Consider the following 21,993-nt stretch of genomic DNA (forward strand, 5'->3'; position numbering starts at 1 on the left):
CAGCTATAGTGGTGCGGGCCCTGCGTGGGGGGTCTGTCTGATGATTTCAAGCATAAATAGGAGGCCACATGGCTGACAAAAAAGCGCAGTTGATCATCGAGGGCGCAGCCCCCGTCGAGCTGCCCATTTTAACCGGCACCGTTGGTCCCGATGTTATCGATGTTCGGGGCCTGACGGTCACGGGCCGTTTCACCTTTGACCCGGGTTTCATGTCGACCGCCTCGTGCGAGTCGAAGATCACCTATATTGATGGCGACAACGGCATTCTGCTGCACCGCGGCTACCCGATCGAACAGTTGGCCGAGAAGTCGGACTATCTGGAGACCTGCTACCTGCTGCTCAACGGCGAACTGCCGACCGCAGAACAGAAGGCACAGTTCGTCAGCACCGTGAAGAACCACACCATGGTCCACGAGCAGCTGAAGACCTTCTTCAACGGCTTCCGTCGCGACGCCCACCCGATGGCCGTCATGTGCGGCGTAGTCGGTGCCCTCTCGGCCTTCTACCACGACTCCCTGGACATCAAGAACCCGCAGCATCGCGAAATTTCCGCGATCCGCCTGGTTGCCAAGATGCCGACCCTGGCAGCAATGGTTTACAAGTACTCCATGGGCCAACCCATGATGTACCCGCGCAACGACCTGTCGTACGCGGAAAACTTCCTGCACATGATGTTCAACACCCCGTGCGAGATCAAACCGATCAGCCCGGTACTCGCCAAGGCCATGGACCGGATCTTCATCCTCCATGCCGACCACGAGCAGAACGCATCGACCTCCACCGTGCGCCTGGCGGGCTCTTCGGGCGCCAACCCGTTCGCCTGTATCGCCGCCGGTATCGCTGCACTGTGGGGCCCTGCCCACGGCGGTGCAAACGAAGCCGTTCTGACCATGCTTGACGAGATTGGCGATGTTTCGAACATCGACAAGTACATCGCCAAGGCCAAGGACAAGAACGATCCGTTCAAACTGATGGGCTTCGGTCACCGGGTTTACAAAAACCGCGACCCACGCGCCACCGTCATGAAGCAGACCTGCGACGAAGTACTGAAGGAACTGGGCATCAACAACGATCCGCAACTCGAACTGGCCATGCGCCTGGAAGAGATCGCGCTGACCGACCCGTACTTCATCGAGCGCTCGCTGTACCCGAACGTCGACTTCTACTCGGGGATCATCCTCAAGGCGATCGGCATTCCAACCAGCATGTTCACCGTGATCTTCGCCCTGGCGCGGACCGTCGGCTGGATCTCCCACTGGAAAGAAATGCTCTCCAGCCCGTACAAGATCGGCCGTCCGCGCCAGCTGTACACCGGCTACGAGTCGCGTGATATCACCAAGCTGGAAGACCGCAAGTAAGCGCTGTCTTGCTGTAGCGTGTTGAGTTGTACTGAGAACGGCCTCTGCTTTTTTATATAAAGAGCAGGAGGCCGTTTTTGTTTGTGCGGTTTTTTGATGGTGTACATATCCGTTGCTGCGGTAACGGCCGCTATTGGTTCCGCCCTTACGGCGGGTCACTTGGAAAAGCCCCAAGTAACCAAGGGCTCTTGCCCCTGACATTCGGTGCCTCGCTTTGGCTCGGCATGCCCTCGCTCCGGTCCTGCTCCGTGGGCCCGCCGCCATCGGCCATCCATGGCCGGCGGCGACTAACCCGGCATCCATGCCGGGTTGCCCACTGCGCAGAACCTCCTCTCGGCCTCACGAGGGGGGGTACACCGCAACAGCGCCCGAGGCGGCCTACCGGCCGGCCTGTTTGCTGATGTGGTTCTCTGCAAAGTTTCGGTCAGCCGATAGACCGCCATCGCGAGCAGGCTCGCTCCCACAGTACTTGCGTCGAACACAAACTATTCGGACGGCACCAAACCTGTGGGAGCGGCGGTGCGGCGATCCGACTTGCCCGCGAAGAGGTCGGCACATCCGACATTGATGCTGGCTGACAGACCGCCATCGCAGGCAAGCCAGCTCCCACAGAAGAGCAAAGGCAGATCGGCATACACCCACGCTTTTCACCACTCATCAGGCCGAGCGTTAGCTCGCCTGCAGCTCTTGATCTTGATCCACCCGCCCCCTCGGGAGGCTGAGTGGAGGTGTTCATCCGGGGATTGGCGCGCAGCGCCGTTCGACGCAGTCGAACTCATTGCATGTAGGTCGAAGCGAAGCCGACCGGAGGGCAATGCCCCCGGATGAATGCCGGAGCGAAGGAACGCCGAGCCTTAGCGAGGGGCCGTACGTAAGGGGCGAGACCTTTGGTTACTTTGGGGCGTTTGCCAAAGTGACCCGCTGTAAGAGCGGAACCATAAGCCGCCGTTACCGCAGGAATGGATATGTACGCGGTCAACAAAAGACAGGTCGGCTGTCAGGCCGCCTTCGCGAGCAGGCTAGTTCCTACAGTAAATCGGCACACCCACGAAATTCCGGTCGATTACCGCCCAATAAAAAAATGCCCCGATCTCTCGACCAGGGCATTTCCATTCAACGCAACTTAAACAGTCAAACCCAAACGCTTAGTGCGAAACAGCACCACTCGCCCCAAGACCCGTCTGCGAACGAACAAACTGCGGGAAGAACAGCGCCCGCTCATTGTCCGCAGCAGTGGACTTGTCGGTAACCGAGAAGAACCAGATCCCGACAAAGGCAATCATCATCGAGAACAGCGCCGGGTACTCATACGGGAAGATGGCCTTCTCGTGATGCAGGATCTGCACCCAGATGGTCGGACCAAGCACCATCAGGCCCACGGCACTGATCAGCCCCATCCACCCACCGATCATCGCACCGCGAGTGGTCAGCTTCTTCCAGTACATGGAAAGCAGCAGCACCGGGAAGTTGCAGCTCGCCGCGATGGAGAACGCCAGGCCCACCATGAACGCAATGTTCTGGCTCTCGAACAGGATACCCAGGCCAATTGCCAGCACCGCCAAGAAGATGGTGGTGATTTTCGAGACGCGAATCTCGTCCTTCTCGTTGGCCTTGCCTTTCTTGATCACGCTGGCGTACAGGTCGTGGGACACCGCCGAAGCACCGGCCAGGGTCAGACCGGCAACCACTGCCAGAATGGTCGCGAACGCCACCGCCGAGATGAAGCCCAGGAATATACTGCCACCCACCGCGTTGGCCAGGTGCACCGCCGCCATGTTGTTACCACCCAACAAGGCGCCAGCAGCGTCTTTGAAGGCCGGGTTGGTGCTGACCAGCAGGATCGCGCCGAAGCCGATGATGAAGGTCAGGATGTAGAAGTAACCAATGAAACCGGTTGCGTACAACACGCTCTTGCGGGCTTCTTTTGCGTCACTCACGGTGAAGAAGCGCATCAGGATGTGCGGCAGGCCAGCGGTACCGAACATCAGCGCCAGACCGAGGGAAAACGCCGAGACCGGATCTTTCACCAGACCGCCCGGGCTCATGATCGCTTCAGCTTTCGGGTGAACCTTGATCGCCTCGGAGAACAGCATGTTGAAGTCGAAGTTGACGTGCTTCATCACCATCAGTGCCATGAAGGAAGCACCGGACAGCAGCAGGACTGCCTTGATGATCTGCACCCAGGTGGTCGCCAGCATGCCGCCGAACAACACGTACAGGCACATCAGAATACCGACCAGGATCACCGCAACGTGGTAATCGAGACCGAACAACAACTGGATCAGCTTGCCGGCACCGACCATTTGCGCGATCAGGTAGAACGCCACCACCACCAGCGAACCGCAAGCGGACAGCGAGCGGATCTGGGTTTGCCCCAGGCGATAGGACGCCACGTCGGCAAAGGTGTATTTGCCCAGGTTACGCAGGCGCTCGGCGATCAGGAACAGAATGATCGGCCAGCCCACCAGGAAACCGATCGAATAGATCAGGCCGTCGTAGCCGGAGGTGAACACCAGCGCGGAAATACCCAGGAAGGACGCTGCCGACATGTAGTCACCGGCAATCGCCAGACCGTTCTGGAAACCGGTGATCTTGCCGCCAGCGGCATAGTAGTCGGCTGCCGAATTATTACGCTTGGAAGCCCAATAGGTGATGCACAGGGTGGCACCGACGAAGGCGACAAACATCAAGATCGCCGACACATTAAGCGGTTGCTTCTGCACGGCACCGGTCAGGGCGTCAGCCGCCCAGGCGCCAGGCGCGAAAGCTGCGATACTCAAAAGAGCCATTAGACGGCGGATCATTGCTGAGCCTCCTTGAGAATCGCATTGTTCAGGTCGTCGAATTCGCCGTTGGCGCGTCGTACGTAAATACCGGTCAGGACGAAAGCCGAAACAATCAGCCCGACACCGATCGGTATGCCCCAGGTAATCGAGGACTCAGGGCTGATTTTCGCCCCCAGCACCTGCGGTCCATAGGCAATCAGAAGGATGAATCCGGAGTAAAGCCCTAGCATGATCGCCGACAGAATCCAGGCGAATCGTTCCCTCTTGCTAACCAGCTCCTTGAAGCGCGGGCTGTTTTGAATCGAGAGGTAAATGCTGTCGTTCATTGTTTTTATCCTCGCAGCACAGATTGAGTTGCAACGGTATCCACTCTATGCGGCTGCGGGGCAGGTTCCAGACGACCTTAGTCTTATAACGCCATGACGGATTCGCCAATTGTAGGAGCGAGCTTGCTCGCGATGAATTTGAAGGCGCCGCACTTTTTCAGACAGCACGCGTTAACGCTCACGCCCATCGCGAGCAAGCTCGCTCCTACAAAAAAGCAAAGGGCCGCTTGGCATAAATTTGCCGAGCGACCCTGGAAGATGCTGACCAGACGCGTCAGCTCAAATCACTTGGTCCAGTCAGCAACACGATCAGGGTGTTTGGCGACCCAATCCTTCGCCGCCGCTTCAGGCTTGGCACCGTCCTGGATCGCCAGCATCACCTGGCCGATTTCATCCTTGGATTCCCACTGGAAGTTCTTCAGGAACTTGGCCACTTCCGGCGCCTTGGCCTCCAGGCCTTTGCTGCCGATGCTGTTCACGGTTTCAGCCGCGCCATACACGCCTTTCGGATCTTCGAGGAAGCGCAGTTTCCACTTGGCGAACATCCAGTGCGGCACCCAGCCGGTCACTGCGATGGATTCGTTCTTCTTCTCGGCACGGGTCAGCTCGGCGATCATGCCGGCGCCAGAACTGGCCTTGAGTTGATAGCCCGTCAGGTCGTAGTCCTTGATCGCCTGATCGGTCTTGAGCATCACGCCCGAACCGGCGTCGATGCCGACAATGCGGTTCTTGAAGGTGTCGTCGGTCTTGAGGTCGTCAATGGACTTCGCCTTGACGTATTCCGGCACGATCAGGCCGATTTTCGCGTCCTTGAAGTTCGGGCCGTAATCGACGACCTGATCCTTGTTCTTCGTCCAGTAATCGCCGTGGGTCACCGGCAGCCAGGCCGACAGCATGGCGTCGAGCTTGCCGGTGGCCACGCCTTGCCACATGATCCCGGTGGCGACGGCTTGCAGCTTCACGTCATAACCGAGTTTCTGCCTGATCACTTCGGCAGCCACGTTGGTCGTGGCGACACTGTCCGACCAGCCGTCGACATAACCGATCGTCACTTCCTTCCCAGCGGCACTGGCCACGGTAGAACTGATCGCCAGCACCAAAGCGGCACCTGCGCCCAAGAGTCGTCGCATCTTCATCGTTACTTCCCCGAAAGTGCTGCGCTCGACGGATGCCGAGTCGCTTAAACGTATTGTTATGGTGCACAGCGCCCCCATCACGCCTTACCGCAAACTCGTTCGAACATCAGCGGAGTACTGACGCCTTCGATGATCAACCTGACGCTCTTGGCGACCTGCTCTGCCAGCGACCTCAAGGCAACGAGAAACGACATCAGAACGCCATTAATCTTGAGCGCGACCAACGCACCGCAGACTCCGCCCGAACTTTGCATATCAAAATCATGCAAGCCACCAAGCACACGGTAAATGCAGGTAACATGCGCCGCTTTGCTCCCACACGGCCTTTCCATGTCCGCGACATCCCGCTTCCCTTTTGCTGCTTATCTATTCGCTTGCCTGCTCGGGCTGTTTGCCCTGGGCGGCTTCTGGTACGGCCTCGGCAAACCGGTGATATTGCCGGACGTGGCCAGCGCAACGCACAAGCTGCAATGCGCGTCCTACACGCCGTTCGACAAAGACCAATCGCCGTTCGACCAGCCCTTCAAGCTGCGCCCCGAGCGCATGGATGCCGACCTCGCGCTGCTGTCCAAAAGCTTCGAATGCATCCGCACCTATTCCATGACCGGCCTCGAAGCCCTGCCGGAACTGGCGCGCAAGCACGGCTTGAAAATGATGATTGGCGCTTGGGTCAACAGCAACCCGGTGGACACGGAAAAAGAAGTCGACCTGCTGATCGCCTCGGCCAATGCCAACCCGGATGTGGTGAGCGCCGTGATCGTCGGCAACGAAACCCTGCTGCGCAAGGAAGTCACTGGCGCGCAATTGGCGAAACTGATCAACAAGGTCCATAGCCAGGTCAAACAGCCTGTCACCTATGCCGACGTCTGGGAGTTCTGGCTCAAGCACCCGGAAATCGCCCCCGCCGTGGACTTCCTGACCATCCATTTGCTGCCGTACTGGGAAGATGATCCATCGAACATCGACGCCGCCCTGCAACATGTGGCCGAAGTACGCCAGGTGTTCGGCRACAAGTTCGCGCCCAAGGATGTACTGATTGGCGAAACCGGCTGGCCCAGCGAAGGCCGTCAGCGCGAAACAGCGCTGCCGAGCCGGGTCAACGAAGCCAGGTTCATTCGCGGTTTTGTCGCCATGGCCGAGCAACGGGGCTGGCACTACAACCTGATCGAAGCCTTCGACCAGCCATGGAAACGCGCCAGTGAAGGTGCAGTGGGTGGTTACTGGGGGCTGTTCGATGCCGATCGCCAGGACAAGGGCGTGCTGGCCGGGCCAGTGACAAACGTACCCTACTGGTCGCAATGGCTGGCGGTGGGTGGCTTGATCTTCATCGGCACGTTGCTGCTCGGCGGCCGGGTTCGCACGACGCGCTCGGCGCTGGTGCTGCCCTTGCTCGGCGCGTTGGCGGCGTGTTCGATAGGCGCCTGGGGTGACCTGGCACGGGTGACCACGCGTTTTACCAGTGAATGGCTATGGGTCGGATTGCTGACCGCTCTGAATCTGCTGGTGCTGGCCCATGCTGCGCTGACGTTGAGCCCTCGTACCGGTTGGCGCGGCCAGGCTTTCAACTTGCTGGAACGCCGTGCTGGCTGGCTGGTTGCAACGACAGGTTTCGCTGCAGCCGTGATGATGCTGGAACTGGTATTCGATCCGCGTTATCGCAGCTTCCCGAGTGTCGCGTTCATCGTGCCGGCGCTGGTTTATCTGTGCCGCCCGGTGAATGTGCCGCGCCGCGAGATTGCGTTGCTGACCGTCATTATTGGTGCCGGCATCGCGCCGCAGCTGTTTCGTGAAGGTTTGCAGAATCAGCAGGCCTGGGGCTGGGCGCTGGTGAGTGTGTTGATGGTGGCAGCATTGTGGCGCTGCCTGCGGGTTCGCACAGCTTGATTTTGCATTGACCTGACCGGCCTCATCGCGAGCAAGCTCGCTCCCACARTWGATCTTCAGTGAACACAAAATTTGTGTGCGATAAAGATCAATTGTGGGAGCGAGCTTGCTCGCGATGACGGACTATCAGACGCTCCGAGAAGCCCTGACCAAACGCAACCCCGCTATCACCACCGCAAACACCGCCAGCGTCGTGTTGTACAACGCCAGCGCCGGAAACCCGAACACCAGCGCCAGCACCGCCAGCCACCAGCCTGCCCGCCCCGGCACGACAAAGCCGATGATCGCCGCGCCCAGCGCAGCCCAGCCCAGAACGCCGAAATGGATCATCAGCCCCAGATTCGATCGCACCTGGCATTCCCAGCGACTTGCCTCATCCACGCAAATGCCGACCCACTGTGCATCCTCCATGAAGCCATAACGCGCGCCATAACTGGCAGCCAGCCATACAGGCAGCAATACAAGCAGCAGAATCACGGGCAGACGGCGAGACATGAAACACTCCAATTGGCGAAAAACGGCGGCCAGCTTAATCGCCCGAAGGCGTTTCGCAAGCGATAACAACTGTTAACTGGTCTTTCAATCGCGGCGAAGTGTATCGTCCAGCTACTACTACTGCACAATCAGGCCTGTTTCGTGCCGATGGTTGGCACTTTGGCGCAGATCCGATGGTCATAGCCTGCGAAATTCATTCGGCACCTTCTTCTAAGGGATTTAGTCATGCTCCGCTCCTTGCGCTTCGCCGCCCTGTTTGGCGGCCTTATTTTGAGTGCGTCCGCACTGGCGGTCGATATAGATGCCGCCAGTTATGGCTACCCCCTGACCAACCCGTTCGAGGCGACCATCGCGACCACGCCGCCGGACTTGCGTCCGGAGTTGCCCCTGGACGATGACATCGATCAGACAGTGCGCAGCGTCACCTTGCGTCCGGAACGGGCGTTCGAATTGCCGGACAATTTCTGGGCGGTCAAGAAACTCGACTACCGCATTGCCACGCAGGATCACGCCGCACCGCTGATTTTCCTGATCGCCGGCACCGGTGCGCGCTATGACAGCAGCCTGAATGAATACCTGAAGAAGCTCTATTACAAAGCCGGCTACCACGTGGTGCAGTTGTCATCGCCTACCAGCTATGACTTCATGAGCGCCGCATCACGCTTCGCCACGCCGGGTGTGTCCAAGGAAGATGCCGAAGATTTGTACCGGGTGATGCAGGCCGTGCGGGCACAGAACCCGAAAGTGCCGGTCACCGATTACTACCTGACCGGCTACAGCCTGGGTGGACTGGAGGCCGCTTTCGTCGCGCACCTGGACGAAACCCGCCGCAGCTTCAACTTCAAGAAAGTCCTGCTGCTCAACCCGCCGGTCAACCTCTACACCTCGATCACCAACCTCGACAAGCTGGTCCAGACCGAGGTCAAGGGCATCAACAACAGCACCACGTTCTATGAACTGGTACTGAACAAACTGACCCGCTACTTCCAGCAGAAGGGCTACATCGACCTCAACGACGCCCTGCTCTACGACTTCCAGCAGTCCAAACAGCACCTGACCAACGAACAGATGGCCATGCTGATCGGTACGTCGTTCCGCTTTTCGGCAGCCGACATCGCCTTCACTTCAGACCTGATCAACCGTCGCGGCCTGATCACCCCACCCAAGTTCCCGATCACCGAGGGCACCAGCCTCACGCCATTCCTCAAGCGTGCACTGCAATGCGACTTCGACTGCTACATCACCGAACAAGTCATCCCGATGTGGCGCGCCCGTACCGACGGTGGCAGCCTGCTGCAACTGATTGACCAGGTGAGCCTGTATGCGCTGAAGGACTATCTGCACGACAGCCCGAAAATCGCCGTCATGCACAACGCCGACGACGTGATCCTCGGCCCTGGCGACCTCGGTTTCCTGCGCCGGACCTTCGGCGATCGCCTGACCGTTTACCCGCTGGGCGGCCATTGCGGCAACATTAACTACCGCGTCAACAGCGACGCCATGCTGGAGTTCTTCCGTGGCTAAATACCTCCTGCTTTTCGCAGCGTTACTCTGTGCAGGCGTCGCCAATGCCGACAACAGCAAAGCCAACGCCCCCGTGGTCGTCGACAGTGATGGTTTCAAGGAACCGCTGAGCAAACTCAAATTCAACCCGGGCCTGGACCAGCGCGAGTTCGAGCGTTCGACGCTCAGCGCGCTGGCCGTCTACGATCCGCTGGAAGAGTGGAACCGGCGCGTCTATCACTTCAACTACCGCTTCGACCAATGGGTGTTCCTGCCGGTGGTCAATGGTTACCGCTACGTCACCCCGAGCTTTCTGCGTACCGGTGTCAGCAACTTCTTCAACAATCTCGGCGACGTGCCGAACCTGTTGAACAGCCTGCTGCAACTCAAGGGCCAGCGCTCGATGGAGACCACCGGACGCCTGCTGCTCAACACCACCATCGGCATCGCCGGCCTGTGGGACCCGGCCACCGCCATGGGTCTGCCGCGCCAAAGCGAAGACTTCGGCCAGACCCTGGGCTTCTACGGCGTGCCGGGCGGCGCTTATTTCGTCCTGCCGATCCTCGGTCCGTCGAACCTGCGCGACACCGGCGGCCTGGCGGTGGATTACACGGCCGAGAATGCGATCAACTTCCTCAACGTGGCCGAAGTCAGTTCCAACCATCCGGAAGTCTGGATCCTGCGCAGCATCGACAAGCGCCACCAGACCACCTTCCGCTATGGCCAGACGAACTCGCCATTCGAATACGAGAAAGTGCGTTACGTCTACACCGAGGCGCGCAAGTTGCAGATTGCTGAGTAATTCCAGCGGCCGAAAAACACTGTGGGAGCGTGCCTGCTCGCTCCCACAGTTGTTATGTGTTGCCTTCAGCCTTTCAGTGCTTTCCAGATTTTGCTGGTCGCCAAAACGCCCACCAACACCACCGCACCCGCCGCAATCCCCGCCAGACCATTGAGCAGCACCGGCACAATAAATCCACCGCCACCCGCCGCAGCGCCAACCTCTTCGATCCAGTGATGCACCACCGGCACACCGTGCGTGAGGATGCCGCCACCCACCAGAAACATCGCCGCCGTACCAATCACCGACAGGCTTTTCATCATGTACGGCGCCGCACGCAGAATGGCGCCACCGATGCTTTTCGCCATCTGCCCGGGCTTTTGAGTCAACCAGAGTCCAAGGTCATCCAGCTTGACGATACCCGCCACCAGGCCATAGACGCCAATGGTCATGACGATTGCGATCCCCGACAGCACGATGACTTGCTGGCTCAACGGCGCACCGGCCACGGTGCCGAGGGTGATGGCGATGATTTCTGCCGAGAGAATGAAGTCGGTGCGGATCGCGCCCTTGATCTTGTCCTTTTCGAATGCCACCAGATCCACCGCCGGGTCTGCCACCGCCTCGACCAGTTCAGCATGTTCGACCTGATCTTCGGCCTTGCTGTGCAGAAACTTGTGGGCGAGTTTTTCAAACCCTTCGAAGCACAGATAGGCACCGCCGACCATCAACAATGGCGTGACCAGCCACGGAATGAACGCACTGATGGCCAGCGCCGACGGCACCAGGATCAGTTTATTGATGAACGAACCCTTGGCGACCGCCCAGACCACCGGGATTTCCCGCTCGGCACGCACGCCGCTGACTTGCTGGGCATTGAGGGCAAGGTCGTCACCGAGTACGCCGGCCGTTTTCTTGGCGGCCATTTGGGTCATCAATGACACGTCGTCCAGTACGGCGGCGATGTCGTCAATCAGCACCAGCAAACTGCTTCCTGCCATGAATCGGGTTTCCTTCTGCAATGAATGCGCAGCAGCATAGCGCGGCATAACGGGTCGCGGTGCATTCTTGAGCGTCGCGCGAGGCCGGTGATACCATGCGCAACCGCCAGTACAGGCAAGGAATCACCCGGTTTATGAGCACTATCCGCGAGCGCAACAAACAACTGATCCTGCGTGCCGCCAGTGAGGAATTCGCCGACAAAGGCTTCGCTGCGACCAAAACCAGCGACATCGCAGCCAAGGCGGGATTGCCCAAGCCCAACGTCTACTACTACTTCAAATCCAAGGAAAACCTCTACCGCGAGGTCCTGGAAAGCATCATCGAGCCCATCCTGCAGGCCTCGACGCCGTTCAACGCCGACGGCGTGCCCAGCGAAGTGCTCAGTGGCTACATCCGCTCGAAAATCCGCATTTCCCGCGACCTGCCCTTCGCCTCCAAGGTGTTCGCCAGCGAAATCATGCACGGCGCCCCCCACCTGAGCAGCGATCTGGTCGAACAACTCAATGGCCAGGCCAAACACAACATCGAGTGCATCCAGACCTGGATCGACCGCGGGCAAATCGCCCCCATCGACCCCAACCACCTGATGTTCAGCATCTGGGCCGCGACCCAGACCTACGCCGACTTCGACTGGCAGATCACCGCCATCACCGGCAAGGCCCGGCTGGATGAAGAAGATTATGAAGCGGCGGCGCAGACGATTATCCGGTTGGTGCTCAAGGGGTGCGAGCCCGAGCGGTAGACCGTATCAAGGCTATTCGCGAGCAAGCCCCACATTGAAATGCATTCCCCTGTAGGAGTGAGCCTGCTCGCGATGAAGGCAACTCAATTTCAGCTCAAACCCAAACAGCATCCCACAACGGATAGTCGCCAAGCTTCTCCACCAGCCCAGCCCGCAACGGATTGGCCACAACATACCGCGCCATCTTCACCAAATCCTCTTCCCGCCGCAGTACCCGATCATGAAATCCTCTCTGCCAGAGACTGGTGGTTCGACCGGTAGACTGCTTCACGGCTTTGGTACTCATCGACTTGGTTTTCTGCATCAACTCACTCAAAGAGCCCCTCTGCAACTCAATTAACCAATGAAAATGATCTGGCATGACCACCCAGGCCAACGAGTTCGCAAAGCCTAGATTCTGTGCGTTTCGAAATTGATCGACCACCAGCCTGCCCAAGGTGAAATCCTTGAAAACCGGGGCCCTGTGAAGTGTGTTGGTGGTTAACAGATAAATTCGACTGGTTTCGGCATAGCGGCCGATTCGCAATCGATTTGCGGCAGGTAAATCCGGCATTCCTTTGCCTCCCATGATCAGGTCATGAGAAGGCTAGCTCTGTGGATTCAAGTGGGTGGGCACACTATTGACTGGATGTGTCTGGTAGATAGCAATCGCGAGCAGGCTCACTCCTACAGGGGTTCAGGCGTTCAGACAATTTTGTGTCCAACCACAAACCCTGTAGGAGCGAGCCTGCTCGCGATTGCATTAGGTCAGGCGCTGCCTATCAAGCCGCCACCCCCGCATCCGCCACCAACCCCAACGCCTCAATCGCATTGATCGCGCACTGCTCGTCGACATCCGACAGATCGCCGCTGATCCCTACCGCCCCCAGCACGTTCCCGTCCTGATCGCGAACCAGCACACCACCCGGTGCCGGCACGACGCTGCCCTGCCCCAGGCTGTTCAACGCGGCGATGAACGCCGGGCGTTGCTGGGCGTCCAGTGCCAGCAGGCGTGAACCCTTGCCCAGCGCGATGGCGCCCCAGGCTTTGCCGATGGCGACATGCGGGCGCAGCAGGCTGGCGCCGTCTTCACGTTGCAGGGTGATCAGATGCCCGCCGGCATCCAGTACCGCAATGGTCAAGGGCGCCGCGGATATTGCACGCCCTGCGGTGATGGCCTCGTTGACCAGGTTGACTGCGACTTTCAAGGTTAAAGCGCTCATGGTGCCGTCCTCATTTTGTTTTTCGGAAAGCCGGTGGGCTGCGCGGCAGCCCGATGCAACAAATAGAACACAATGAGTTATTTTTTTGTATACAATAATTCTCGAAAGGCGCCACATGCGACGAAAAGCCACAGTAGATTGGCCTTCCGACGAATGAAACAAGCGCTTGAGAAAATGGATTGACCTGCGCCGTCCGCCGTGAATACACTCTGCGCAAAGCCACTTGTATACAATTACAAAACGTAAAGAGGCACAAAACCATGAGCAAAATGAGAGCAATCGAAGCCGCCGTTCTGGTGATGYGCCGTGAAGGGGTCGATACCGCTTTTGGCATCCCCGGTGCCGCCATCAACCCGCTGTACTCCGCCTTGCAAAAGGTCGGCGGCATCGATCACGTACTCGCTCGCCACGTTGAAGGCGCCTCGCACATGGCCGAGGGCTACACCCGCACCAAGGCCGGCAACATCGGCGTGTGCATCGGTACTTCCGGCCCTGCCGGCACCGACATGGTCACCGGGCTCTACAGCGCCTCGGCCGACTCGATTCCAATCCTCTGCATTACCGGCCAGGCACCCCGCGCCCGTATGCACAAGGAAGACTTCCAGGCTGTCGATATCACCACCATCGTCAAGCCAGTCACCAAGTGGTCGACTACCGTCATGGAACCTGGCCAGGTGCCTTACGCGTTCCAGAAAGCCTTCTACGAAATGCGCTCCGGCCGTCCAGGCCCGGTGCTGATCGACCTGCCGTTCGACGTGCAGATGGCTGAAATCGAATTCGACATCGACGCTTACCAGCCACTGCCGCTGGCCAAGCCGAGCGCTACCCGCGTCCAGGTTGAAAAAGCCTTGGCCATTCTGGATCAGGCCGAGCGTCCATTGCTGGTGGCCGGTGGCGGCATCATCAATGCCGATGCCAGTGACCTGCTGGTTGAATTCGCCGAGCTCACCGGTATTCCGGTGATCCCGACCCTGATGGGCTGGGGCACCATCCCGGACGATCACCCGCTGATGGTGGGCATGGTTGGCTTGCAGACTTCGCACCGTTACGGCAACGCGACCATGCTGAAATCCGACGTGGTTCTGGGCGTGGGCAACCGTTGGGCCAACCGCCACACCGGTTCCGTTGACGTGTACACCGAAGGCCGCAAGTTCATTCACGTCGACATCGAACCGACCCAGATCGGTCGCGTGTTCACCCCGGACCTGGGCATCGTTTCCGACGCCGCTGCCGCACTGACCGTGTTCATCGAAGTCGCTCGCGAATGGCAAGCCGCCGGCAAGCTGAAGAACCGCAGTGCCTGGCTGCAAGACTGCCAGCAGCGTAAAGCCAGCCTGCAGCGCAAGACTCACTTCGACAACGTGCCGGTCAAGCCGCAACGCGTTTACGAAGAAATGAACCAGGTGTTCGGCAAAGACACCTGCTACGTCAGCACTATCGGGCTGTCGCAGATTGCCGGCGCGCAGTTCCTGCACGTCTACAAGCCACGTCACTGGATCAACTGCGGTCAGGCAGGCCCATTGGGCTGGACCATTCCGGCAGCGCTGGGTGTGGTCAAGGCTGATCCGAGCCGTAAAGTCGTGGCCCTGTCGGGGGACTATGACTTCCAGTTCATGATTGAGGAATTGGCGGTCGGCGCGCAGTTCAAGCTGCCGTACATACATGTTGTCGTGAACAACTCGTACCTGGGCCTGATCCGTCAGGCGCAGCGCGGTTTCGACATGGACTACTGCGTGCAGCTGTCCTTCGACAACCTCAACGCTCCGGAACTCAACGGTTACGGTGTCGACCACGTCGCAGTGGCCGAAGGCCTCGGCTGCAAGGCACTACGTGTGTTCGAACCGGCTCAGATCCAGCCTGCCCTGCGCAAGGCCCAGGAGCTGATCGAAGAGTTCAAGGTTCCAGTGATCGTCGAGATTATCCTGGAGCGTGTGACCAACATTTCCATGGGCACCGAGATCAACGCCGTCAACGAGTTCGAAGACCTGGCGCTGGTCGGCGACGACGCACCGACTGCGATTTCGTTGCTTGATTAACTGCTGACCGCTCCCCCTGTGGGAGCGGGCTTGCCCGCGAAGGCGGCTTCACATTCAACAGAGATGTTGACTGACCCACCGCTTTCGCGRGCAAGCYCGCTCCCACAGGGATCCGGGGCCGCTCACCATACATACTCAGGAGACCACCATGCCGCGTTTCGCAGCCAACCTGTCCATGCTGTTCACCGAACAGGACTTTCTCGCCCGTTTCGAAGCGGCCGCCAAGGCCGGCTTCAGTGGTGTCGAATACCTGTTCCCGTACGACTTCAGCTCCGCCGAAATCAAGGCCAAGCTCGACGCCAACGGTCTGACCCAAGTGCTGTTCAACCTTCCGGCCGGTGACTGGGCCAAGGGCGAACGCGGTATCGCGTGCCTGCCGGACCGGGTTGAAGAGTTCCGTGCCGGTGTCGACCTGGCTATCGCTTACGCGCAAGTGCTGGGCAACACCCAGGTCAACTGCCTGGCCGGTATTCGTCCGCAGGGTTTTGACGATGCCACCGTGGAAAAAACCTTCGTCGCCAACCTCAAGTACGCCGCCGACAAGCTGCAAGCGGCGGGTATCAAGCTGGTGATGGAAGCGATCAACACCCGTGACATTCCAGGCTTCTACCTGAACAACACGGCGCAAGCCCTGTCGATTCGCGAGCAGGTCGGCAGCGCCAACCTGTTCCTGCAATACGACATCTATCACATGCAAATCATGGAAGGCGATCTGGCCCGCACCCTGCAATCGCACCTGGGCGAGATCAACCATGTGCAGCTCGCGGACAACCCGGGGCGCAACGAACCAGGTACCGGTGAAATCAACTACCGCTTCCTGTTCGAACACCTGGACCGCATCGGTTATCAGGGTTGGGTCGGTTGCGAATACAAGCCGCTGACCACCACTGAAGCGGGCTTGGGTTGGCTCAAGACCCACAACGCAATCTGATAGAACACGGTCATCACTGTAGGAGCTGCCGCAGGCTGCGATCTTAAATACAAGAGAGGATTTTCTCATGGCTAAAATCGGATTTATCGGCACCGGCATCATGGGCCACCCAATGGCGTTGAACCTGCAGAAAGCCGGTCACAGCCTGTTCCTGTCGGCGCACCACGACGCCGCCCCTGCCGACCTGGTCGCCGCTGGCGCCGTTGCCCTGGCGAACCCGAAGGAAGTCGCCCAGGAAGCCGAGTTCATCATCGTCATGGTGCCGGATACCCCGCAGGTCGATGACGTGCTGTTCCGCGCCGATGGCATTGCCGCCGGTGTTGGCAAAGGCAAAGTGGTGATCGACATGAGCTCGATCTCGCCGACCGCCACCAAGGCTTTCGCCGCGAAGATCAACGAAAAAGGCGCGCAATACCTCGACGCCCCTGTATCCGGTGGTGAAGTCGGTGCCAAGGCTGCGACCCTGAGCATCATGGTCGGCGGCGATGCCGACGCTTTCGAACGCGCCCTCCCGCTGTTCCAGGCCATGGGCAAGAACATCACCCTGGTCGGTGGCAATGGCGACGGTCAAACCGCCAAAGTGGCCAACCAGATCATCGTGGCCCTGAACATCCAGGCCGTGGCTGAAGCCCTGCTGTTCGCTTCGAAAAACGGTGCCGATCCGGCCAAGGTACGTGAAGCACTGATGGGCGGTTTCGCGTCCTCGAAGATCCTCGAAGTTCATGGCGAGCGCATGATCAAAGGCACCTTCGATCCGGGCTTCCGCATCAGCCTGCACCAGAAGGACCTGAACCTGGCCCTGCAAGGTGCCAGGGAGCTGAACATCAACCTGCCGAACACCGCCAACACCCAGCAAGTGTTCAGCACCTGCGCGGCCATCGGTGGCAGCAACTGGGACCACTCGGCGCTGATCAAGGGTCTGGAACACATGGCGAACTTCTCGATTCGCAAGTAGGAGCTGCCGAAGGCTGCGATCTTTTGATCTTTCGTCCACACGCACACCGCGTTATCCGCAACAAGATCGCAGCCTGCGGCAGCTCCTACAGGATCCGGTTCATCCCACCAAATGGGTAACCGATCCAGAGTTGCCGCAGGTTGCGTTCCCCCAATAACAAGAATTCCGGGAGCCCGCCATGTCGGTCGATCCGCAACAATTGCTGCGCGAGCTGTTTGCCACAGCCATCGACGCGGCGCATCCGCAACAAGTCCTCGAAGCCCATTTGCCTGCCGACCGCAGCGGTCGCGTGATCGTCATCGGTGCCGGCAAAGCCGCCGCTGCCATGGCCCAGGTGGTCGAGCGCTGCTGGCAGGGTGAAGTCTCCGGCCTGGTGGTGACCCGCTACGGTCACGGCGCACCTTGCGAAAAAATCGAAGTGGTCGAAGCCGCGCATCCGGTGCCGGACGCTGCTGGCCTGGCCGTGGCCAAGCGTGTGCTGGAACTGGTCAGCGACCTCAGCGAAAACGACCGCGTGATATTCCTGCTCTCCGGCGGTGGCTCTGCCCTGCTGGCACTGCCGGCCGAAGGCATCACCCTGGCCGACAAGCAGTCGATCAACAAAGCCCTGCTCAAGTCCGGCGCGACCATCAGCGAGATGAACTGCGTGCGCAAGCACCTCTCGGCGATCAAGGGTGGCCGCCTGGGCAAAGCCTGCTGGCCGGCCACGGTCTACACCTATGCGATTTCCGATGTGCCGGGCGACCTCGCCACGGTCATCGCCTCCGGCCCTACCGTGGCCGACCCGAGCACCTCGGCCGAAGCCCTGGCGATCCTCAAACGCTACGCCATCGAGGTTCCGGCCTCGGTACGCAACTGGCTGCAAAGCCCCGAATCGGAAACCGTCAAACCCGGTGACCCGAGCCTGGCACGCAGTCATTTCCAGTTGATCGCCCGCCCGCAACAATCCCTAGAAGCAGCGGCGGTGAAATGCCGTCAGGCCGGGTTCAGCCCGTTGATCCTCGGTGACCTGGAAGGCGAATCCCGCGAGGTGGCGAAAGTCCACGCCGGCATCGCCCGACAAATCGTCCTGCACGGTCAGCCGCTGGCGGCGCCCTGCGTGATTCTCTCCGGTGGTGAAACCACCGTCACCGTACGCGGCAATGGCCGTGGCGGGCGCAATGCCGAGTTCCTGCTCAGCCTGACCGACAGCCTCAAGGGCCTGCCCGGCGTCTACGCGCTGGCCGGTGACACCGACGGCATCGACGGCTCCGAAGACAACGCCGGCGCGATCATGACCCCGGACAGCTACGCCCGTGCTGCGGCAAAGGGCCTGAGCGCCAGTGACGAGTTGGACAACAACAACGGTTACGGCTACTTCGAGGCGCTGGACGCGCTGATCGTCACCGAGCCGACCCGTACCAACGTCAACGACTTCCGCGCCATTCTGATCCTTGAGAGCACCAAACATGACGCCTGATAAAAAGGTCAAAATCCTCGCCACACTCGGCCCGGCCACCGACGGCATCGACGCCATCCGTGAGCTGGTGCTGGCCGGGGTCAACATCTTCCGCCTGAACTTCAGCCACGGCGATCACGCCGACCACGCCCAGCGTTTTCAGTGGATCCGTGAAGTCGAGCGCCAGCTGAATTACCCATTGGGCATTCTGATGGACCTGCAAGGCCCGAAACTGCGGGTCGGCAAGTTCGCCGAAGGCAAGGTGCAACTGGTCCGCGGCCAGGCCTTGCGCCTGGACCTCGATGCCACGCCGGGTGATGAACGCCGGGTCAACCTGCCGCACCCGGAAATCATCGCCGCACTGGAGCCGGGCATGGACCTGCTGCTGGACGACGGCAAGTTGCGCCTGCGGGTAGTGACCAAGTACGCCGACGCCATCGACACCACCGTGCTCAACGGCGGCGAACTGTCGGACCGCAAAGGCGTGAACGTACCGCAAGCAGTGCTCGACCTGAGCCCGCTGACCGCCAAGGATCGCCGCGACTTGACCTTCGGCCTGGAACTGGGTGTGGACTGGGTGGCGCTGTCGTTCGTGCAACGTCCCGAAGACATCCGCGAAGCCCGCTCCCTGATCGGCGACAAGGCGTTCCTGATGGCCAAGATCGAGAAGCCCTCGGCCGTTGAACAACTGCGCGAGATCGCCGAACTGAGCGACGCGATCATGGTCGCCCGGGGTGACCTTGGCGTGGAAGTGCCGGCCGAAAGCGTGCCGCAGATTCAGAAGAACATCATCGGCACCTGCCGCCAGCTCGGCAAACCGGTGGTGGTGGCGACCCAGATGCTGGAATCGATGCGCTTCTCACCGGCGCCAACCCGCGCCGAAGTCACCGATGTCGCCAACGCGGTGGCCGAGGGTGCGGACGCGGTGATGCTGTCGGCGGAAACCGCCTCCGGCGAATACCCGCTCGAAGCCGTGCAGATGATGAGCAAGATCATCCGTCAGGTGGAAAACGGTCCGGACTATCAGACTCAACTCGACGTCAGCCGACCGAAAGCCGAGGCGACTGTTTCCGACGCGATCAGTTGCGCCATTCGCCGCATCAGCAACGTGCTGCCGGTGGCGGTGCTGGTCAATTACAGCGAGTCCGGCGCGTCGAGCCTGCGCGCGGCGCGGGAGCGGCCGACGGTGCCGATCCTCAACCTGACACCGAACCTGCAAACCGCCCGTCGCCTGAGCGTGGCGTGGGGTGTGCACTCGGTGGTCAACGATCGCCTGCGTCAGGTCGATGAAGTCTGCTCCACGGCACTGGAAATTGCCCAGGCCCAGGGCATGGCACAGCGTGGCGACACACTGTTGATCACAGCAGGTGTGCCCTTTGGGCAGCCGGGATCGACTAACTCTTTGCGTATCGAGACATTGATCTAGCGCCTGTACCGGCCTCATCGTCGGAACGCCGCCCGGAGCARGCTCGCTCCCACATTGGTTTTGTGTTGATCACAGAATCAAGACTGAACAGAGATTCAGTGTGGGAGCGAGCTTGCTCGCGATCAGCCGGGGTCGCGCTCGACCAACTCGGTCCCACTGACTTTCAGAACTGCCATGCCTGCCAACCATTTCAACACCCACTGCCCCGACTGGGCCGAAGCCTTGCTCAACGGCTTCAGCCAGATCTTTCTCCAGCGCAACCCGCTGTGCGGCCTGCTGTGCGTCCTGGCCATTTTGTTCACTGCACCCGCCTTGCTCGGCGGCGCCTTGCTCGGTGGTGTCGCCGGGCTGCTCACCGCGCAACGCCGCAACTATGCCAAGGCTGATCGTCAGGCCGGGTTGTTCAGCTACAACGGCGTCCTGCTCGGACTGTTGCTGAGCCTGTATTTCCCCTGGTCGGCGATGATGCCGCCACTGATTCTGGCCGCTGGTGGCCTGAGCGCGATGATCACCCAGCAGTGGCTCAAGCGCGTCCGATTCAGCCAATACCTCCCCGCCTACACCACGCCATTCGTGGTGCTGAGCTGGGTGCTGCTGTGCTTCGCCACGCCCTCGACAGAGGCGCACTTGATCGAAGTCAGCACCCTGAACATGCTCGCCGCCCCCCTCAAAGGCATTGGCCAGGTGATGTTCCTCGGTCATCCGCTGGCCGGTGCGATGATTGCCGCCGGTTTGCTGATCGCTGATCGCCACGCCTTCTGCTGGGCAGTGCTGGCGTCTGTCGCGGGCATGGGCTGGAGCCTGCTGAACCACGACTTCTATACCGCGCTGCTCGGCCTCGGTGGTTATAACGCCGTGCTCGCCGCCCTCGCCCTCAGCCCGCAGCATCGCCAACCGTGGCTGCCGCTGCTTGGCATCGGCCTGGCTCTGTTGCTGACGCCGGTGTTTGCCGCCATCGGTATGCCCACGCTGACCGCGCCGTTCATTCTTGCCGGCTGGCTGATTCGCAGCGTTGTGCAAATGCTCGGCAAAGCCACGGTCGAAAGCGCGTCTTGCGCTCCCGGGGAGAATCAACCTAGGCTGCGCTGATTTGCGGCCAAGGCGATGTGCATGAACAGCAACGACACCTGGCGTAATCGCCTGTACGTGATTATTTTCCAGACCGACACCGTTGCCGGTCGACGCTTCGACTCCACATTGCTGCTGATCATCCTCGCCAGCCTGGTGGTGGTGATCCTGGACAGCATCGATGACGTCCACCAGAACTACGCCAGCGTGCTTGCATACATCGAGTGGGGCTTCACGATCATCTTCCTCGGCGAGTACATCCTGCGCCTGTACTGCTCGCCCAAACCGCTGCACTACGCGTTCAGTTTCTATGGGCTTGTGGACCTGCTGGCCATCGTGCCCGGCATCCTCGCGCTGTACTACAGCGATGCCCAGTACCTGCTGATCATCCGGGTGATCCGGATGCTGCGGATCTTCCGCGTGCTCAAGCTCGGTCCGTACCTCAAGCAAGCCCATTACCTGCTCGATGCCTTGCGCGGCAGCAAGCAGAAAATCCTCGTGTTCCTGCTCAGTGTCTGCACGCTGGTGATAGTGTTCGGCACCCTGATGTACGTGGTCGAAGGCCCGCAAAGTGGCTTCACCAGCATTCCCAAGGGCATCTACTGGGCGATCGTCACCCTGACCACAGTCGGTTATGGCGACATCGTGCCCAGGACCGCACTGGGCCAGGTCATCTCGTCGATGGTGATGATCACCGGTTACTCGATCATCGCCGTGCCCACCGGGATCTTCACCGCCGAACTGGCCACGGCCATGCGTGGCGGCCAGTTACAGCACGACTGCCCGGTATGTGCAAAAGACAGCCACGAACAGGAAGCCTCGTTCTGTTCCCGTTGTGGCAATGCATTGTTCAAAAAACTGGAATAAGCAAAGAGCTTTTTAATCTTTAAAGGACTATACGAGCCCGGCTATAGTCGACACCTC

Annotated in this window: 19 protein-coding genes; 12 read left to right on the top strand and 7 right to left on the bottom strand. The window is 59.9% G+C overall.

Annotation, left to right across the window (positions count from 1 at the left end):
* The first annotated feature begins 68 nt into the window (after positions 1-68).
* The gene (gene gltA / locus AC1DVH_RS17430; protein ID WP_477754857.1) at positions 69-1,358 is read left to right on the top strand and encodes a citrate synthase; all 1,290 of its coding nucleotides are present in this window, start codon (positions 69-71) and stop codon (positions 1,356-1,358) included.
* 1,145 nt (positions 1,359-2,503) lie between these two features.
* Here gltA and AC1DVH_RS17435 read toward each other — a convergent pair.
* The 3 genes from AC1DVH_RS17435 to AC1DVH_RS17445 all read right to left on the bottom strand — a co-directional run bounded on the left by AC1DVH_RS17435 (position 2,504) and on the right by AC1DVH_RS17445 (position 5,606).
* Positions 2,504-4,162, bottom strand: a complete 1,659-nt coding sequence (locus AC1DVH_RS17435; protein ID WP_477754858.1) for a cation acetate symporter — start codon at positions 4,160-4,162, stop codon at positions 2,504-2,506.
* Positions 4,159-4,470, bottom strand: coding sequence for a DUF485 domain-containing protein (locus AC1DVH_RS17440; RefSeq protein WP_110746318.1), 312 nt, complete (start codon positions 4,468-4,470; stop codon positions 4,159-4,161). The genes AC1DVH_RS17435 and AC1DVH_RS17440 overlap by 4 nt, the downstream gene beginning before the upstream one ends.
* A gap of 284 nt (positions 4,471-4,754) precedes the next feature.
* Positions 4,755-5,606 (bottom strand): glycine betaine ABC transporter substrate-binding protein, encoded by an 852-nt coding sequence (locus tag AC1DVH_RS17445; protein WP_477754859.1) that lies wholly within the window; start codon positions 5,604-5,606, stop codon positions 4,755-4,757.
* A 288-nt stretch (positions 5,607-5,894) separates the two neighbouring features.
* Here AC1DVH_RS17445 and AC1DVH_RS17450 point away from each other — a divergent pair, with 288 nt between their 5' ends.
* A complete protein-coding gene (locus tag AC1DVH_RS17450; RefSeq protein ID WP_477754860.1) occupies positions 5,895-7,490 on the top strand; it encodes a glycoside hydrolase family 17 protein in 1,596 nt (531 codons plus the stop codon).
* A 126-nt stretch (positions 7,491-7,616) separates the two neighbouring features.
* Here the strand turns inward: AC1DVH_RS17450 and AC1DVH_RS17455 are convergent, their stop codons facing one another.
* Positions 7,617-7,985 (bottom strand): hypothetical protein, encoded by a 369-nt coding sequence (locus tag AC1DVH_RS17455; protein ID WP_477754861.1) that lies wholly within the window; start codon positions 7,983-7,985, stop codon positions 7,617-7,619.
* Positions 7,986-8,210: 225 nt separating this feature from the next.
* Here AC1DVH_RS17455 and AC1DVH_RS17460 point away from each other — a divergent pair, with 225 nt between their 5' ends.
* Together AC1DVH_RS17460 and AC1DVH_RS17465 are read left to right on the top strand one after the other, a co-directional pair.
* Positions 8,211-9,509 carry an alpha/beta fold hydrolase family protein gene (locus AC1DVH_RS17460; RefSeq protein WP_477754862.1) on the top strand — a complete coding sequence of 433 codons (1,299 nt, stop codon included), beginning with the start codon at positions 8,211-8,213 and terminating at the stop codon, positions 9,507-9,509.
* Positions 9,502-10,290 carry an MlaA family lipoprotein gene (locus AC1DVH_RS17465; RefSeq protein ID WP_477754863.1) on the top strand — a complete coding sequence of 263 codons (789 nt, stop codon included), beginning with the start codon at positions 9,502-9,504 and terminating at the stop codon, positions 10,288-10,290. Before AC1DVH_RS17460 ends, AC1DVH_RS17465 begins: the two co-directional genes overlap by 8 nt.
* 65 nt (positions 10,291-10,355) lie before the next feature.
* Here AC1DVH_RS17465 and AC1DVH_RS17470 read toward each other — a convergent pair whose 3' ends face one another.
* A complete protein-coding gene (locus tag AC1DVH_RS17470) occupies positions 10,356-11,270 on the bottom strand; it encodes a DUF808 domain-containing protein (RefSeq protein WP_477754864.1) in 915 nt (304 codons plus the stop codon).
* Positions 11,271-11,404: 134 nt separating this feature from the next.
* On the opposite strand from AC1DVH_RS17470, the gene AC1DVH_RS17475 reads away from it, so the two are divergent.
* Positions 11,405-12,013: a TetR/AcrR family transcriptional regulator gene (locus tag AC1DVH_RS17475; RefSeq protein ID WP_477754865.1), complete on the top strand. Its 609-nt coding sequence runs from the start codon at positions 11,405-11,407 to the stop codon at positions 12,011-12,013.
* A 94-nt stretch (positions 12,014-12,107) separates the two neighbouring features.
* Here AC1DVH_RS17475 and AC1DVH_RS17480 read toward each other — a convergent pair whose 3' ends face one another.
* Both AC1DVH_RS17480 and AC1DVH_RS17485 read right to left on the bottom strand, forming a co-directional pair.
* On the bottom strand, positions 12,108-12,566 hold the full coding sequence (locus AC1DVH_RS17480) for an REP-associated tyrosine transposase (protein WP_477754866.1): 459 nt from the start codon (positions 12,564-12,566) through the stop codon (positions 12,108-12,110).
* Between the two features lie 208 nt (positions 12,567-12,774).
* Entirely contained in the window at positions 12,775-13,215 is a 441-nt protein-coding gene (locus AC1DVH_RS17485) for a GlcG/HbpS family heme-binding protein (RefSeq protein WP_150757696.1), read from the bottom strand.
* A 260-nt stretch (positions 13,216-13,475) separates the two neighbouring features.
* Between AC1DVH_RS17485 and gcl the strand changes: the two genes are divergently transcribed.
* The 7 genes from gcl to AC1DVH_RS17520 all read left to right on the top strand — a co-directional run bounded on the left by gcl (position 13,476) and on the right by AC1DVH_RS17520 (position 21,936).
* Entirely contained in the window at positions 13,476-15,251 is a 1,776-nt protein-coding gene (gcl, locus tag AC1DVH_RS17490) for a glyoxylate carboligase (RefSeq protein ID WP_477754867.1), read from the top strand.
* 148 nt (positions 15,252-15,399) lie between these two features.
* Positions 15,400-16,182, top strand: a complete 783-nt coding sequence (gene hyi / locus AC1DVH_RS17495; RefSeq protein ID WP_007971414.1) for a hydroxypyruvate isomerase — start codon at positions 15,400-15,402, stop codon at positions 16,180-16,182.
* A 67-nt stretch (positions 16,183-16,249) separates the two neighbouring features.
* Positions 16,250-17,137: a 2-hydroxy-3-oxopropionate reductase gene (locus AC1DVH_RS17500; protein WP_477754868.1), complete on the top strand. Its 888-nt coding sequence runs from the start codon at positions 16,250-16,252 to the stop codon at positions 17,135-17,137.
* A 178-nt stretch (positions 17,138-17,315) separates the two neighbouring features.
* Entirely contained in the window at positions 17,316-18,596 is a 1,281-nt protein-coding gene (locus AC1DVH_RS17505) for a glycerate kinase type-2 family protein (protein WP_477754869.1), read from the top strand.
* Positions 18,586-20,001, top strand: coding sequence for a pyruvate kinase (pyk, locus tag AC1DVH_RS17510; protein WP_477754870.1), 1,416 nt, complete (start codon positions 18,586-18,588; stop codon positions 19,999-20,001). The genes AC1DVH_RS17505 and pyk overlap by 11 nt, the downstream gene beginning before the upstream one ends.
* 174 nt (positions 20,002-20,175) lie before the next feature.
* Positions 20,176-21,090, top strand: coding sequence for an urea transporter (locus AC1DVH_RS17515; protein WP_477754871.1), 915 nt, complete (start codon positions 20,176-20,178; stop codon positions 21,088-21,090).
* Between the two features lie 21 nt (positions 21,091-21,111).
* Positions 21,112-21,936 (top strand): ion transporter, encoded by an 825-nt coding sequence (locus AC1DVH_RS17520; protein ID WP_477754872.1) that lies wholly within the window; start codon positions 21,112-21,114, stop codon positions 21,934-21,936.
* Positions 21,937-21,993: the final 57 nt, after the last annotated feature.

The organism is Pseudomonas sp. P4_C3, from assembly GCF_056402075.1.

Coding starts and splice junctions, on each gene's coding strand:
- AC1DVH_RS17515 (WP_477754871.1), top strand. CDS start 20,176: ATGCCTGCCAACCATTTCAACACCCACTGCCCCGACTGGGCCGAAGCC.
- AC1DVH_RS17440 (WP_110746318.1), bottom strand. CDS start 4,470: ATGAACGACAGCATTTACCTCTCGATTCAAAACAGCCCGCGCTTCAAG.
- AC1DVH_RS17445 (WP_477754859.1), bottom strand. CDS start 5,606: ATGAAGATGCGACGACTCTTGGGCGCAGGTGCCGCTTTGGTGCTGGCG.
- AC1DVH_RS17500 (WP_477754868.1), top strand. CDS start 16,250: ATGGCTAAAATCGGATTTATCGGCACCGGCATCATGGGCCACCCAATG.
- AC1DVH_RS17455 (WP_477754861.1), bottom strand. CDS start 7,985: ATGTCTCGCCGTCTGCCCGTGATTCTGCTGCTTGTATTGCTGCCTGTA.
- AC1DVH_RS17435 (WP_477754858.1), bottom strand. CDS start 4,162: ATGATCCGCCGTCTAATGGCTCTTTTGAGTATCGCAGCTTTCGCGCCT.
- hyi (WP_007971414.1), top strand. CDS start 15,400: ATGCCGCGTTTCGCAGCCAACCTGTCCATGCTGTTCACCGAACAGGAC.
- AC1DVH_RS17480 (WP_477754866.1), bottom strand. CDS start 12,566: ATGCCGGATTTACCTGCCGCAAATCGATTGCGAATCGGCCGCTATGCC.
- AC1DVH_RS17470 (WP_477754864.1), bottom strand. CDS start 11,270: ATGGCAGGAAGCAGTTTGCTGGTGCTGATTGACGACATCGCCGCCGTA.
- gltA (WP_477754857.1), top strand. CDS start 69: ATGGCTGACAAAAAAGCGCAGTTGATCATCGAGGGCGCAGCCCCCGTC.
- AC1DVH_RS17505 (WP_477754869.1), top strand. CDS start 17,316: ATGTCGGTCGATCCGCAACAATTGCTGCGCGAGCTGTTTGCCACAGCC.
- pyk (WP_477754870.1), top strand. CDS start 18,586: ATGACGCCTGATAAAAAGGTCAAAATCCTCGCCACACTCGGCCCGGCC.
- AC1DVH_RS17475 (WP_477754865.1), top strand. CDS start 11,405: ATGAGCACTATCCGCGAGCGCAACAAACAACTGATCCTGCGTGCCGCC.
- AC1DVH_RS17460 (WP_477754862.1), top strand. CDS start 8,211: ATGCTCCGCTCCTTGCGCTTCGCCGCCCTGTTTGGCGGCCTTATTTTG.
- AC1DVH_RS17520 (WP_477754872.1), top strand. CDS start 21,112: ATGAACAGCAACGACACCTGGCGTAATCGCCTGTACGTGATTATTTTC.
- AC1DVH_RS17485 (WP_150757696.1), bottom strand. CDS start 13,215: ATGAGCGCTTTAACCTTGAAAGTCGCAGTCAACCTGGTCAACGAGGCC.